Raw genomic sequence first — 14,430 nt, 5'->3', positions numbered from 1 at the left:
CACTACGTTCATGCATTGGCTATAGTCGCCAGTACTATGCTGCCGTTTTGTTAAAAAGAATTAAAAACGTTCATGCATGCCAACTACGGCTCTTGATTAGGTATCTATCAGGAAAATAAGCTGTAGTAACTATGAAACCTTGTCTAGTACTTCTTTGCCTGATCATACCATTCGCTGGAGAAGCACAAAAACTCCCAGATAGTAAATATCAAGACCCGTTAAAAAAGGGAAACATAACCCTGGGGTTCAATGTAGGTCAAGGGTACCGGGGTAGGTATCCTACAACTACGTTCATTGCACCCCAGATTCAGTATTTTCTGTCCGATAGATTGTCGGTGGCTGTCGTAGGTAAATATCTCAAGGCTAAATCGACATATAGTATAACCTACGTGGGAGCAGGGGCGTCTACCCGCTATTATTTTATCAAAACCAACCGGTTTACCGTATTTGGTCAGGCTGGTGCTACCTACGGCCAGACTACGTATGATCGATTCGATCCCTCCGACTTAAGATCGTTAAATGGTACACGTAACAAAAACTGGCAAACTAATGCGGGATTGGGCATTCAATATCATGCAGGAAAACGCCTTTCTTTCGAAGCCGTTGCCGATAGAAGCTGGTTGCCTGCATCCTACCTAACACCTGAATACAATCGCTGGCAAACGAGCGTCGGTGTTCATTACCGACTGAAGTAAGTATTGACCAATTGACTTGAAAAACAAGCATAAAAAAGCTGGTACAATTTTGTATCGGGCTTTTTAATGAATTTTAACAACGTATTTGCAGAGAGAGAGGGATTCGAACCTATATATTTATAGGATAAATTAGAATATCAAACATTGCTGAATATCAGTGTATTATTAGGGTTAAAGTAAAATAAAATAACATAACATTGAATAAATTTAGGTACTCTACCCTACTAAAATAGGTCAACAATAAAAAGAGGATTGGATATTTGTAGTTCTCTACACTGCAAATACAACCAATCCCCATGAAGCAAAGCCTCAAAGGCGAAATTACGTCAATTCTCTATTCGGCCCCAATCGTTGACAACTTAGCCCGAAAAACGTTCATTAGCTTGTTTGTCCTTGCACTCCTACAAACTCGAAAAGTACAGTTTAATGAATTGGCAACAGTACTTAATGACCAAGTAAAAATCACCTCGAATCAGAATCGAATTGAGGACTTCTTTCGAGAAGTAGCTATCAACTTTCAGGCAGTGGCTCATCTGAGGCTGGCTTTGCTGCCCAAAATGGTAAAACTCCCTTTGACGATTGATCGCACAGAGTGGGATTTCGGCAACTATCAGGTTAACATTCTGATGGTGTTGATGGGTTATGGCGACTTGCAATTGCCACTCTATTGGGAACTGCTTGATAATAAAAGTGGGAATTCGATTAGCCAGGATCGGATTGCCGTGCTGGAAAAATGCTTTGCAGTAGTTGATAAAAAACGGATTGGGTTAGTAGTTGGAGATCGAGAATTTGTGGGCCACAAATGGATCAAATACCTAAAGGACAGTAACTTGAATTTTGTTATGCGGTTCCCTAAACATCACTTACTGACTACTACTGCCGACGAAACGTTTGCCATCACCGAACTGGGCTTAGCGGTTGGTCAGCATTGTAGTTTCACCGACTGCCTAGTGGATGGCTGTTGGGGCAGGGTTTGGATAAAGCGGCTTGACCAACAGGAGTATCTGTATTTGTTTGGCAGTGTAAGGGTGGCTTTTTTAGACCAACTTTACCGGAAACGCTGGCGTATTGAAGCGTTTTTTCAAAACCTCAAATTGCGGGGTTTCGATTTGGAATCAACGCATCTTCGCAACTTATCTAAGCTGAGTAAACTGGTTGCTCTGGTGAGTCTGGCGTATGCTTTTTGTGCGAGTTTTGGGGTGTAGTATCACCAAAAAGTACAATCGATAAAAATCAAAAAGCATGGCTACAAGGCGAATAGTTTCGCTCGCTATGGTTTAAATCAACTCCGAAGTATTTTGCGAAGTTCGCCTAGTCATTCCACTTCAAGTTGGCCTCTGCTGGAATGCCTATTTAAATGGCTAAAACGCCAACTCTCTCAAAATCAATCAACTATTTTAGCAGGGTAGAGTAGTGTCGTTCAGAAGAAGTATGTGGTCACTACCACGGATTCAAAGCACACTTACCCGGTGACCGAAAACCATTTGAATCGCCAATTTAATCCACTATGAAACAGAAGAACTTTGAACGATGATAAGCTATTGCCAATTACTACTAATGCGCGATTACTGGCTGGGCTAAAACAACAGAATGGTAGTAAAGTATTACTTGGAGATAGAGGGCAAGGTATAAGATCAGTACTGTCGATTTGCCAGCCAGAATATCACTGACAGGCGATTTTCCTGTCCACTACCCTTAATTGAATTGGTGGACGGATAGTTAGAGGGATATTGAGTGAAGTTATAATTTTACCCACCAGGAGCCGAAAGCATAATCCTCTCAGTAGCCTTTGGAGGAATTCAAGTGGAAGAGCTTGGCTTTGTATCCGAGACAAGTGTAATAATTACACTTACAAAGGGAGACGTGATTTTATCCGCCACGGATAGAACAGACTACGTACCGTCAACTGCTATAGCTAGCTGATTTTATAATTTGCGCTGGTCGCATTTTTTCTCCTCCTCCAGGGAACGGCTTTTACCCCTAAAGGAGCCGTATTCTACCTCAAAATCACTATGATCCTGCTGCCTGATGTGAACATAGCCATTGACACCAGTCCACTTGTAGGTTGTATACTTACTGCCAGATTGCGTTTTCCTTTCTTCAGAAGGTTCCCCAAATTCCCCTCGAAATAGCTCATGGAGCTGCCTGCTTATCTGATAAGTGTATGGACTAAACAGAATTACCCTGCATAAACTGTCCCGGACGAATTCAAGCTCTACCTTATTGAAGTTAATGGTACTAATGGCTGTATATGGTTCGGCTGTGATCTCAAACTTTTTTGTTCCCGTACAGGGATTATCGAATGTTGGCTTGAGGTCAACCAGTTTATTGATCGAGTCAAAAGGAGCATCTAATTTCAGATTTTTATAGCCCCCATTAATATCGACTTTGGTGTTTGGCCCATTATCAATGGGCGTACAGCTCTGACTCACGAAGAGCAGGGTGATCCATATGATGAATATGAACTGGGAGACTTGTTTCATAGCCTGGCACAAGATTTTGGTTATACTGGGCTGGAAACTACCACCTTTTTTGATCACCCTGATTAATCCCGCAACAGAATAACCGCCAATAATTGCCCTATCATTCCTATACGCATAGGTTGACCCTCTTATTTTGTTTGTTTGACGAACGTAAGCCGTCGACAGCCGTCGCGGGAAAAGGCAAATCCATTTTTATTGAACGACAAATAGTTACCACCTACGTACTCAACTATAAAATCGGTAGCCGTTAGCCGAACCAAAGGAAATTGAACACCCGGAGCAAACACCAGCCACAACTGGTTATCTTTTAGTTGTATTTCATAAGATGTTTGTAATTCAGTGGATAAATAGGTTCCCGTTAATGCCTGTAGATCATCGATTGTGCTTACTTTTTTTAACGCGGTAAGCGATTTTCCCTGGTGGTAATAAGGATCAATTAGTGTCAGCGTGCGGTCACCTGACAATTGATATCGGGTGGGTAAAGGATCGCTGGATTCATACGTACCAGAAGTCGTAGGGTAATAGATCGCTGCATATCCGGTCGGCGTGTCTTTGATGGTTATGTACGTACTGAACTGGGTTACCTGACGAAACATAGGTTGCCCTTCTCCGCTATAATATAAGCTTGAGCCAAGTGACGGCTCTGGCTTAAAGGGTTTTACACTTCGTTTCGGCGTTTGTAGCCATAAATCGGCTAGGGCATAGAGCTTCTCTGACAAGGTATGATTATCAGCGTTATTGGTTAATCCAATAATTGATAGTCCGGCTTGAGGAATATAAATAAGGTTCGCCTTAAAGCCTGGATCAGCGCCAAAATGCTCGTAAACCGTTCTACCCTGATAGCTAAATTTTTCCAAACCTCCCCCATAGGCAATCAAGCGCCCATCCTTACGTTTTCCTGGTGTTAACATCTGAGCAATTACTTCCTTAAAAGGCCCAAACCGCTCAGGGTGCTGAATAACTATTTCCCACCGAGCTAAATCGGGTAACGTAGTAATAATGCCGGTTGAGCCGTACGTATTACCCAGAAAGTGCGTTTCAGTATACGTACCGCCTTCTTGCCGATAGCCCTTCGCCAGCGTTTTGTTTGGTTGATACTGACCGGCTATCAGCGTATGATTCATACCCAAAGGCACGAATAGATGCTTCTGTATGAATGCAGGGAAAGTCTGACTGGTCACTCGTTCGATAACTAAAGCCAGTAATACGTAGCCACTGTTATTATACTCATATTCAGTGCCTGGTTCAAAATTGAACTGTTGTTGCTGGCATAGGTAAGCGAGCACATTTTGATTGGTGTAATCTGCTTCGCTTTTTTTAGCCAAGGCCGTTAACACGAAACCATCCCGAATGCCGCTGGTATGATGAAGTAGCTGATCGATTGTAACGGGCTGGAAAAGAGCAGGCAGTTCCGGCAAATAACGACGTATCGATTGGTGAACGTTCAGTTTACGCTGAGTGACCAGTAAGTAAATACCAGCTGCCGTAAACTGCTTGGTTACCGAAGCAACCCAAAACTGTGTAAGTGAATCAATAGGCTGCCCGGTTTGGAGGTTAGCCATTCCAAAGTGATGGCTATAGAGCAATCGCCCACGTTGAACAACTGCAATAGCTACACTCGGTACGTTGGGCTTTTGACAGTCCATAAACAGGCTGTCAATACGTTGTGGGAGAGACCCTGGCTGGGCTTGCCCGAACGATATGTTAAACCAGATGGTGATGGCTAAAACGGCAAGTCGTATACGTTTATTCTGGCGGCCATGGGTGTATTTGGACATACGTAGGACAAGTTTTTTTAGCTTTTTCTAAGCTGATTGTTATGACTGATGCTATTAAAATCAGGAACAAGACAAACGTTACGTATCAGGCTATTGGTGCTTTAAATCTAGAGTGCTACGTCTGTAACTGTTTTCGCTAAATAGTGCTCTACTTCCTGACTGTCGTTTACATTAATTGCGCCCGATTTAATTGCATTGGTCACCTGTGCAGTCGCGTCAATTAGAATGATTTTCACATCGATCTTATACGCACTTATATAGCTGGGGTTACCGATGTTTGTCAGATATTGCCCTTTGACGAGCACACCCGTTGGAAGGATCGAACTCGTGTAGTTTGCTTTCCAGGTTCCGCTGTTACCGATATTGATGTACGTATCCTGGAAAGCGCTCAGAGTCCAGCCATTCTGCGAAAATGTGTTATCCCGTAAATAAACCAGAACAGCACCCCCGTTAACTACCCGGTGATAGTTCGTCGGCAGAAACGATTTAGAACCTATATAAGTATACTGTTTAGTCGCCGGATCATATACTTTACTACTATCAGACGAAGCGAGTGGCAGCACCTGGGCTGTGTATATATAGCTCCAGGCATTGACGCTGCCAGGTTTATTGGTGGAATCATTTTGAGATTCCTTCGGATCTGCTAAAGGTGATCGTTCACAGGCGGTTAGCAACGTGAACGGCAGGGAAAGAAAAAACAAAGTTGTTATCAGACTGTCCGTAAACTGGCGCACAGATTTAGTGAATGTGTTCATGATAAAAGTAATCTGTCTTAAATGATGAGTTGCTTCAAATGTGTTACGTCTATGTAAAAAGCCTTGGTTGAGACCGGATGCTTTACATAAAAAATGAGATGTTGGTAAGCCCGAATTGCGGGCAAACGTATTGATGGGTTGTAAACCGAATAGTTATGCTTAACGTATCGGTTCAGCCTGGAAAGAATTCACTTCTTATTTTCCATTACAAGCTTATTGCGCCTGAGCTGCTGCTCAAAACCCAGGCGATCCGTTTGCAACCAGTATTCGACAATTTTGCCCTTCTCCACTCGATACACCACCGAAGTGAATTCAGTAATTGGTAATCCGGTGGGCGCATAGCCGTCAATTTCCGCCAGGTGTCTGCCTTTTTGAATCCATCGAACAAACACTTTATTTCCATCGGCCAGTAATTCAGTAATTTCAAGGTCATACCTGCCAAAAAGTGTCAGAAAATCGTTCACATGTTCAGCATAGTTGGCTGGAGAGCGATGCACCGTGGTTGGGTTCTCAGCCGTTAGCTGGTGGGCCAACACTACGTCGGCCATATAGTCTCCAGCCTGTTCGGGATGTAGTCCCGAGCGAATCGTTTTTAGAAACCCCAGCACCACGTCTTTAGCTGATTTCTGGCGCGAGTCGACGGCGACTTCCTGCGCCGAAGCAGTAGGTAAACTCAACATGAGAAGTCCCAATAAAAGAAACGTACGTTGTGACATAGAATAATGAATGAGCTTTTTAGTCGGAAATCGCGATGCTGTCAAGCCAGTTTCTGGCCGCTTGTGGGTCTGTAAAAAATCCCTCGTTATGCATGCGATAGTACGTAGCGTACTTGGTTATCTTGGTTTCATCATGATGAACGTGGGCCGCTGCCACACAATGAATATTCCGATCGGATCGAATGGTGAGTTCAGTCTCTGGAAACAGTCGTAGATAACCGATATACCAACCGTAATTAGCCAATAAACGGGGTATAATGACCCTGAACTGCTTATGAACATTAAAATCAGTAGCCTTGAATCCATGCAGATTGACCAGGATTTTGAACTGGGCGTTATCGGGGAGTTGCTCAAAAACCTGCGTCAGCGCCAGTTGCCAGTTCTTGATGTCGGTGTCGTCCAAGTCCCCACTCAAGTGTGTTACTATTAATTTCTGATGGGGTAAATACGTTGATTCGTAGTGTTTCATAAATAATATGGTGTTTAATACGTATTGAGTAAGAATTGCCCTTACATTCTGCTTTTGCGGTTTATCCCTCTAGCGTGATCGTTACGGAATGCGATACGGCTGCCCGGCCACAAACGCCTGAATAACAGGAAAGGTAAGTTGATGCATTTATAATAGTGCTGTTGTTACGTTCGTCTTGGCAAACGTAGTATGGACTGGCTGGCGTAAAAAGACAGGTGAAGCTGAAGTGGAAATTACTACGTTCCAATCGACAAAATTTGATGATGAATATAGCCGTGTCCAGCAACCTTTGATTGGATAAATCAGGCGATTACAGGTTGCCTGCTACGTTACATGCAGCGTTCAGACTCTATTACGGCTTTCAACTCGTAGTCTCGCTACAATCCTTCCACCAATTTGTTCGAGTTTTCGTAAGGGTATTTTTTGGCAAATAATTGACTAATTTTTAGATAGTTATATGCCTGTTACTTGTGCTTGTGTACAGAATATGGATCAAAAGCGGAGCCTGTTTGCGTTTTGGTACAGCCTTACTATGGACTAAATGATGATCCATTTACCATTAATTAGCCGAAGTAGTGCTAAAGCCATTTAATTTTGCTCGACGAACAAGTAGTAGTTTCAACCTTATCGATGGCTAGCAATGCATAAATTAACTTCCTTACTTTTCTGTTTGGTGATGCTGCTTTGTCAATTTTCTCTGGCACAAACCAAGCAAAAAGAGCCTCTCGCCAAAGAAACCTATACCAATCCATTACCACTTCAATTTGGCGACCCTTACGTTTTATATACGCAAGGCAAGTATTACTTATACGGCACAGGGGGTGGGGCAGACAAAGGCTTTGCGGCTTATTCGTCCAATGACCTGGTGAATTGGAAGCCGGAAGGACAGGTGTATTTTCACAATAATAGGAATGGATGGAGTGATCCAAAAGCAAGCTGGGGTGGCGCTTATTGGGCGCCAGAGGTATATGAGCGAAATGGTAAGTATTACCTGTTTTATAGTGCCCAATGGAAAGAGAATCCTACCCGGGAAGTAGAAAATTTTCGGGTAGGTGTGGCTGTAGCTGATCGGCCTACCGGACCGTTTATTGATCTGGTCAATAAACCAATTTTCGATCCTGGTTATCCTATCATTGATGCCAATGTGTTTTTCGATGCTAACGGCAAGGTTTATTTGTATTATTCGCGCTGCTGTTATAAACACCCGGTTGAAAGTGAAGTGGCTGACTTAGCCAGACAAAAAGGGTGGTTCAAGGAGATTGAAGAAAGTTGGGTATACGGTATCGAACTCAAACCTGACTTCTCCGGCGTCATTGGCGAGCCAGTTTTACTCTTACGTCCTCCCACGAGTCTAAGTGATAAACAAGCGGAGTGGGAAAGTCGATCGGTAACAGCCCGTGAAGTCAATCGGCGTTGGACAGAAGGATCGGTGACGTTTAAAAAGGATAATACCTACTATATGATGTATTCCGCTAATCACTTTGGTGGTCGCTATTATGCAGTAGGGTATGCCACCGCTGATTCGCCACTAGGGCCTTTTGCAAAAGCGGCTAATAACCCGGTTTTGCAAAAGAATACAGACCAGGGAGGAGACGTAACAGGTACGGGCCATAACAGTATTACGTATTCGCCGGATGGTAAAGAAATGTTCTGTGTCTACCATGCCAGAACCGCAAAGACAGGGGAGGAACGGGTTGTTTGTATCGATAGAATGGCGGTTAAAAACGGACAGATAACGATTCAAGGGCCTACCACTAAACCCCAAAAGCTACCTTCAGGAGTAAAAACAGCCAGAAATATTGACTGACTTCCTGCTTCAGAAATCTGTTCATTCAGTTGATACGTTGGTAAAAAGAGTAATCATTTGAAAGTCTCCTTCGCAATGAACACTCTCCTAGATATCAATATATGCACCTGATTACAGTTCTATAGCTGCACTAATCTATTTGCTCGTTGGGACATCAAAAAACGCCAGCCTAATCAGGACCAGACGAGCAGGGCGACGTAGTGCTGACCATATGAATGGTTCTGCTCACGAAGGCGGCAGCGAATCGTTCTGGCAACGTAACTAACGGCTCGTTCTTACAAAGCACTCAGAACGATGCAGTAATCATTGGTACCAACGTAGCACAGACACCATCAGGCTACAAGTTGTTTGTCGAAGATGGTATTTTAACCGAAAAGTGAAGGTTGCCCTCAAAAACACGTCGGAGTGGAGCGATTACGTCTTTGCCGGTACGTATCAGCTAAAAGGCTTACGGGAAGTAGAAAATTACATCAAAACCCATAAACATGGTCATCGATGGTCGAGAGTAAGCCGTTGAAAGCGTATAGGGTTGTGGAGCTTTTGAGATTCTTATCGGCTGTAAAGAGTTGCTGTTTGGGATCCCAATTGTAGGTGGTAACGATACGCGCCGTACGGGGAGCTAAACGTTTTGCCGTCAAGGTCGGTAAAGTAACGCTCAAACCGTTGGCGCAGATTGGTGTAACGGGGGTTGCCGGTGGGGTCCTGTTCCACTCGTTCGAGAAAGATATGAAGTGCTTCGGCAAAATTGGCGGGCTCGTCTTCATCAATGGGCACAAACATGGGCAGCGGTGAATCCAGGATCAGCGACCGAATTTGGGCCGGATCACGCTGGAGGATGGCGGTCATTAAACCCCCACGAACAGAACGCCTTGAATTGTTCAGGCATTACGGATTGGCCAGCAGTCGAATACTCTGGCAACCCGTCAACCGCGCTTTCAAACCCCACCTCCCGAACTCATCCGTAATGGCAATCAGCAGCTCATTGCTTCCCATCTTCAGAGGTAGATAATCGTGTCATACAGTCCCACACTACCCGAGAAGCGGTAATCGCGGGACAGGAATTCGTCGTGTCCCATGTAACTAATTATCCCCTAGCCTCAACCGGCTATTAGTGCCAAACGCCAGACGACCGGTTGTTGAATAAGTCACCCGCAAGGCTTGTACCTAAAAGGTAACTGGCAAACTCATCGTATGATTCAAGGTCACTAAATCGGTTAGTAGCGGCACTCGCTCATAGGACCACACGCTAGCATCATTCCAGTCCCCGGACTTCACCGTAACTAGTGTCCCACTAGTGCTCGACTGGACACTGATGGATTGGAATGCCGTACAGCCATTAGGACTAGACGTCGTCACTCACCAATACGTCCCCCTACATTCACCACAGTGATGTTCACCGGCTGACTAATGACACCCGGTCTGATAAACTGATAGCTCGTAATTCCGGCCTCGCGGGACACTTCCCCATACTTCGGGATGAGTCTTGTTGATTTTTGAAAGAAAATGATAGTTATTTCTTCTCCAGTACTTGCTTCAGGAGGACTTTGAGTTCGTCAATTTGCGTCTGTTGTTGCTGAAGTTGTTGTTGTTGCGTCTTGATGGTTTTATGCTGATCGATGCTATACAAGGTCAGTTCTTCAATCTTTGCCAACAGTTTGGCGTCCGTCTGGTGGAGGTCATTGCCCCTCTCCACCATTTCCTGGGCTGAGGGAATTCCCGGCAAATGCTTGTTGGCTTTGATGTAACGCTCCACCTCCGCCAAGCCCCTCAACTGATACGTATCGTCAAACACATAATCACTCCATTCCGAGGTGTTCTTCAGGGCCACCTTCACCTTCTCAGTCAGAATACCTTCCTCCACAAACAGCTTATAACCCGAAGGGGTGCGTGCTACGTTCCCTCCAATGATGACCGCGTCGTTCTGGGTGCTTTGCAAAAACGAGCCCTTACGTTGCCAGAACGCTTCCGTCGCCCCTTCACGAGCCGAACCATTGGTACTGACCAGAATGACATCTCCATTCTCATTGACGGACAGAACTTTGGTTTGGTTAGTCAACGAAGCAGCGTTCGAGCTCTTCAGGTTAGTGAACCGCAGACCCGACTGGCCAGATGTGCCGTGAGTAATCTCCAGCTTATTGTTGGGGGCGGTGTTGCCGATGCCCACTTTCCAGAGTGGACTGGGAACACCCAGAACAATCGAATTGTCGGCCGACACCTGAGCACCCACCCCGATGGCGGTCGAGTTATTCACCACGGCACCCGAGGACACTCCCGCATTTTGGCCAATGAAGGTGTTGCTCTGACCCGCCCCATTGCCGGTGAAGCCAGCCCCATTGCCGATATAGGTATTGTTCTGGCCCGTGACGTTGCCATAGCCCGAGCCATTGCCAATGAAAGTGTTGCCCCCACCCGAGGTCGTGTTCTGGCCTGAAGAGTTGCCAATGAACATATTATAGCTGCCGTTGCTGCTGTAGCCAGCGAGTTGGCCCATGTATAGGTTGGCGATGCCACTGGTGTTACTGTAGCCGGTCTGATAGCCGATGAATACGTTGGCGTTGGCAGTCGTGTTTTTATAGCCAGCTTCAGAGCCCAGGAATACGTTGTTGCTGCCTGTGGTATTAAACCCACCACTCTTTCCACCCAGAAATGTATTGTTATTTCCTTGCGTGTTAGTATATCCCGAAATAGATCCTAAGAAAGTGTTGCCATTACCTGTCGTATTGCTTAGGCCTGCATTAGAGCCCAAAAACGCATTATCCTGGCCCTGTGTATTAGCCCGGCCTGAATTAGATCCTACAAAGGCATTGCTATGCCCGGTTATATTCTCTACCCCTGCATGCTTTCCCACGAAAACATTATTGAGCCCCGTTGTATTTTTATAACCAGCCCCAAAGCCAACGAACGTATTTTCCCCTCCACTGGTGTTACTCTCCCCGGCTAAACTGCCCAGAAACGTGTTAAAGGAGGCTGTATTAGAGTAGCCCGCATTCACTCCATAAAAAGCATTATAATTACCTTCTGCATTACTAGCTCCTGATAAATAGCCCACGAAGGTGTTGTTGGCCCCTTTCGTATTACCTAAACCAGCTTTACCACCCAAAAACGAATTTCGAAAGCCTTCCTTATTACTGTAACCTGTGTTATAGCCGACAAAGGCATTTTCATTTCCGTTCGTGTTGCTTAGACCTGAGTTGGCTCCTAGGAACACATTTTGCTGTCCCACTACATTTTTATTACCAGACCCAAAGCCAACGAATGTATTTTCAGCACCCGTGGTGGTAAATTGACCCACAAAACTACCCAGAAAGGTATTGCTGGAAGCTGTATTTAATGTGCCCGCATGGGCCCCAAAAAAAGCATTATTACTACCGTTAGTAATTGAAGCACCCGCTGCAAATCCTACTAACGTATTATAAGTTGCACTGGCACCATTGATAGAGTTGCCAGCCTCATATCCAATAATCAAGTTTTGGGCACCGGTTGTATGCATAAGGCGGGCACCACCAAAACTCAGTGATTGGGCTCTTGATGAAAACGTAGTGGCTACCACAAAAAATAGCGTTCCAAAAGTAAGTAGAGTTGGTTTCATGGTTAGTTGTTAATATTAAGGTTTGTACTGGTTGTGGACAGATTCAGATTCCCATTGATGTTGACCGCTTTTGTGCTTTCATTTGTGTTCAATTGCACGGCGTGTCCACCACCGACGGTTACATTTCCCAGGACACTTGGCATTAAACCACAAGCCCAGGTAGAGGAGCTTGACCAGTTGCCAGAGGCAATCGATTCAGTATTACCGTCGGAGGTCGTTATAGGAAGGCTGGCACTCAAACCTGCCAGCATCGTTTGAATAGCATTTTTGGGAAGATCCCCAAATCCATTTATAAAGTTTATGTAAGAATTCTGGTGGCAGTAACTCATAATCGTTCCTCCATTCGTTGGGGCAGGACCGGGAGTACAACAGTTAATTCGATTCGAGCCATCCTCTGCGCAAGGACCATTGCAGCAAGGACCATTATTTTCTGAAGGGTTGCAGTTATCTATTGGGCCCCCTGGCCAGCCGCACCAATGGGTGTGGCGGGAACCTAAATTATGCCCCAGCTCGTGAGTGACCACTTCGACCTCCCAGGAATAGGAAGGCAATTCTACAGCAAGACCATAGTAATCATTTAAATTTGCCGATACGCCATACGCTGTACTTTTTGACATAATACCGGTGGTAGTCGCAAGGCCGCCCCCTAGGTTCTGACTTGATAACAGATGGGCTACATTTCCGGGATAATTGTTACCCATACCCCGCCACCTGTTTCTGAACCGGTCTAACGCTTCATCTGTATTCGCAGGGTTGTTGTAAGGGTCAGTCGTATTCCAGATGTGCAATTGAGCTAGTAGAACATAGATTCCATCCCTTCTGTAGAGGGTGACAACCTGCGCAAAAAGAAAGCCAAGATGTTCCGCTAGTTCATTAGTGTTGCTGTTAAAGTCTTGATACATGGCATGGTCAGCCTCAGCGTACACCCCCACATACTTTACGCAGCTTGTCGAATTAGTTGTATGTGTTGGGATATCCTTAGTCGGGTTCTCTTTAAGTGGAGTGCTCGGGGAATCACCGTCGGTTGTTCCACAAGTAAAAGTTGGTTTTTGAGTAATTACGGCGTTCTCATTATAGAAAGCATATTCCGAAGCTGAGGCTGATTTATTATTACGTTTAGCTAGTACCCGATTTCCAGTCTGGTCGGCAATGGTACCGCTTATCGCATTCTCTGTAATGGCAATGATCGCTAATGAGTTGGGATTATTTTTAATGAACCCGTTGTAGTACTGAATCCTGGTAATATCCAAGGTAAAATTAGGATCAGGTACCGCCGTTACCACTTTAAAGCCAGGGGCGAAAATGGTGGCAGGTACTAATACCAATTCGAGGGCTCCCTGAGCGGTTGGCAATGCAATTTGGAGTAACTGGTGTTTCTGGCTGCTGATGCTTTTCAGCACCGACATATTGAGCGTCAGATTTTGTATGCGCTGAGTGGCATCAAGGGCATTGGTAAGGGCCTTTGCCGACTCATTGGCTGTAAACAGATTGGTGTAGGTATCGGCTTTACCCGATGCTTTAGCAGCACTAACAGCTTTTACCAATGGATTTTCTTGTGCCCATCCCACAAAGGGCAGTAGGAGTAAGTACATAAACAGTAGTCTCATACGGGGTTCTTAAATTGGTTAGAAATAAAGTATAACTAGCTGATTGAGAAGAGTTAATCCTGCAAAAATATATGTACTAAATAGTTTCAACAAGGATCATATAGCGATATTTCGTGAATTAGTCAGCCAAATGAGTTAACGGTAGATTTTTACGGCGTCAGTTGGTTCATTAGCGCATCAGCAAGTACATAAACAATAGGCTTATATGAATGTATTTATTGAACCTGTTTACACTTTTATACACAGGATACAAGCGAACGTTTTTGTCCTTCTGATACGTCCATCTGGTTTAGACAAGATGAGTAGCCTTTTCGATTTCAGGCTTTTCGGTATCCGCCCTTTGATCAGCACAAAATTGGCTCCGCACCGCCTGCCTATGCTATACCTGAAATCCGGTATTTTTCGCAAGTCCAGATGCTTGTATCTTCGTGAATTACTCAAGAACGATCAGACCTCTTAAGGGGTTAAGCAAATATTTTAGTGTATTTTAGAGGACCTTTCATCTCCTCTGCCATGCTCAAAATTACACTC

The 14,430-nt window shown here is 44.8% G+C and carries 13 protein-coding genes; 5 read left to right on the top strand and 8 right to left on the bottom strand.

Annotated features, from left to right (window positions below):
- Nucleotides 1–131: 131 nt before the first annotated feature.
- Both IC229_RS22640 and IC229_RS22635 read left to right on the top strand, forming a co-directional pair.
- Nucleotides 132–695, top strand: a complete 564-nt coding sequence (locus tag IC229_RS22640; RefSeq protein ID WP_190889305.1) for an outer membrane beta-barrel protein — start codon at nucleotides 132–134, stop codon at nucleotides 693–695.
- 296 nt (nucleotides 696–991) lie between these two features.
- Nucleotides 992–1,900: a transposase gene (locus tag IC229_RS22635; protein ID WP_190889304.1), complete on the top strand. Its 909-nt coding sequence runs from the start codon at nucleotides 992–994 to the stop codon at nucleotides 1,898–1,900.
- A 720-nt stretch (nucleotides 1,901–2,620) separates the two neighbouring features.
- On the opposite strand, the gene IC229_RS22630 is transcribed toward IC229_RS22635, so the two are convergent.
- From IC229_RS22630 to IC229_RS22610, 5 genes are all read right to left on the bottom strand, one after another.
- Nucleotides 2,621–3,178, bottom strand: coding sequence for a hypothetical protein (locus tag IC229_RS22630; protein WP_190889303.1), 558 nt, complete (start codon nucleotides 3,176–3,178; stop codon nucleotides 2,621–2,623).
- Between the two features lie 128 nt (nucleotides 3,179–3,306).
- Complete coding sequence (locus IC229_RS22625) at nucleotides 3,307–4,956, bottom strand: serine hydrolase domain-containing protein (RefSeq protein WP_190889302.1); 1,650 nt, start codon at nucleotides 4,954–4,956, stop codon at nucleotides 3,307–3,309.
- 107 nt (nucleotides 4,957–5,063) lie between these two features.
- A complete protein-coding gene (locus IC229_RS22620) occupies nucleotides 5,064–5,711 on the bottom strand; it encodes a hypothetical protein (protein ID WP_190889301.1) in 648 nt (215 codons plus the stop codon).
- Between the two features lie 188 nt (nucleotides 5,712–5,899).
- A complete protein-coding gene (locus IC229_RS22615) occupies nucleotides 5,900–6,427 on the bottom strand; it encodes an ester cyclase (protein WP_223834143.1) in 528 nt (175 codons plus the stop codon).
- Nucleotides 6,428–6,446: 19 nt separating this feature from the next.
- Nucleotides 6,447–6,896, bottom strand: a complete 450-nt coding sequence (locus IC229_RS22610; protein WP_190889300.1) for a hypothetical protein — start codon at nucleotides 6,894–6,896, stop codon at nucleotides 6,447–6,449.
- Nucleotides 6,897–7,536: 640 nt separating this feature from the next.
- Here IC229_RS22610 and IC229_RS22605 point away from each other — a divergent pair.
- From IC229_RS22605 to IC229_RS22595, 3 genes are all read left to right on the top strand, one after another.
- Nucleotides 7,537–8,703 carry a glycoside hydrolase family 43 protein gene (locus IC229_RS22605; RefSeq protein ID WP_223834142.1) on the top strand — a complete coding sequence of 389 codons (1,167 nt, stop codon included), beginning with the start codon at nucleotides 7,537–7,539 and terminating at the stop codon, nucleotides 8,701–8,703.
- A 215-nt stretch (nucleotides 8,704–8,918) separates the two neighbouring features.
- A complete protein-coding gene (locus tag IC229_RS22600; RefSeq protein WP_190889299.1) occupies nucleotides 8,919–9,083 on the top strand; it encodes a hypothetical protein in 165 nt (54 codons plus the stop codon).
- Nucleotides 9,080–9,220 (top strand): hypothetical protein, encoded by a 141-nt coding sequence (locus IC229_RS22595; protein ID WP_190889298.1) that lies wholly within the window; start codon nucleotides 9,080–9,082, stop codon nucleotides 9,218–9,220. Before IC229_RS22600 ends, IC229_RS22595 begins: the two co-directional genes overlap by 4 nt.
- A gap of 32 nt (nucleotides 9,221–9,252) precedes the next feature.
- Here the strand turns inward: IC229_RS22595 and IC229_RS22590 are convergent, their stop codons facing one another.
- The 3 genes from IC229_RS22590 to IC229_RS22580 form a co-directional block, all read right to left on the bottom strand.
- Complete coding sequence (locus IC229_RS22590; RefSeq protein ID WP_190889297.1) at nucleotides 9,253–9,549, bottom strand: hypothetical protein; 297 nt, start codon at nucleotides 9,547–9,549, stop codon at nucleotides 9,253–9,255.
- A gap of 664 nt (nucleotides 9,550–10,213) precedes the next feature.
- Nucleotides 10,214–12,292, bottom strand: coding sequence for a beta strand repeat-containing protein (locus tag IC229_RS22585; protein WP_223834141.1), 2,079 nt, complete (start codon nucleotides 12,290–12,292; stop codon nucleotides 10,214–10,216).
- 2 nt (nucleotides 12,293–12,294) lie between these two features.
- A complete protein-coding gene (locus IC229_RS22580) occupies nucleotides 12,295–13,899 on the bottom strand; it encodes a M12 family metallo-peptidase (RefSeq protein ID WP_190889296.1) in 1,605 nt (534 codons plus the stop codon).
- Nucleotides 13,900–14,430: the final 531 nt, after the last annotated feature.

Source organism: Spirosoma profusum (genome assembly GCF_014699005.1).
Classification (GTDB): Bacteria; Bacteroidota; Bacteroidia; order Cytophagales; family Spirosomataceae; genus Spirosoma; species Spirosoma profusum.
The sequence above is the reverse complement of the archived record's forward strand: the minus strand, read 5'-3'. Positions and strand labels throughout refer to the sequence as shown.

Bases quoted from the DNA above. Each gene is read 5' to 3' on its own strand.
- IC229_RS22620 (WP_190889301.1), bottom strand. From the start codon at position 5,711: ATGAACACATTCACTAAATCTGTGCGCCAGTTTACGGACAGTCTGATA.
- IC229_RS22600 (WP_190889299.1), top strand. From the start codon at position 8,919: ATGGTTCTGCTCACGAAGGCGGCAGCGAATCGTTCTGGCAACGTAACT.
- IC229_RS22590 (WP_190889297.1), bottom strand. From the start codon at position 9,549: ATGACCGCCATCCTCCAGCGTGATCCGGCCCAAATTCGGTCGCTGATC.
- IC229_RS22640 (WP_190889305.1), top strand. From the start codon at position 132: ATGAAACCTTGTCTAGTACTTCTTTGCCTGATCATACCATTCGCTGGA.
- IC229_RS22635 (WP_190889304.1), top strand. From the start codon at position 992: ATGAAGCAAAGCCTCAAAGGCGAAATTACGTCAATTCTCTATTCGGCC.
- IC229_RS22625 (WP_190889302.1), bottom strand. From the start codon at position 4,956: ATGTCCAAATACACCCATGGCCGCCAGAATAAACGTATACGACTTGCC.
- IC229_RS22605 (WP_223834142.1), top strand. From the start codon at position 7,537: ATGCATAAATTAACTTCCTTACTTTTCTGTTTGGTGATGCTGCTTTGT.
- IC229_RS22580 (WP_190889296.1), bottom strand. From the start codon at position 13,899: ATGAGACTACTGTTTATGTACTTACTCCTACTGCCCTTTGTGGGATGG.
- IC229_RS22610 (WP_190889300.1), bottom strand. From the start codon at position 6,896: ATGAAACACTACGAATCAACGTATTTACCCCATCAGAAATTAATAGTA.
- IC229_RS22585 (WP_223834141.1), bottom strand. From the start codon at position 12,292: ATGAAACCAACTCTACTTACTTTTGGAACGCTATTTTTTGTGGTAGCC.
- IC229_RS22615 (WP_223834143.1), bottom strand. From the start codon at position 6,427: ATGTCACAACGTACGTTTCTTTTATTGGGACTTCTCATGTTGAGTTTA.
- IC229_RS22630 (WP_190889303.1), bottom strand. From the start codon at position 3,178: ATGAAACAAGTCTCCCAGTTCATATTCATCATATGGATCACCCTGCTC.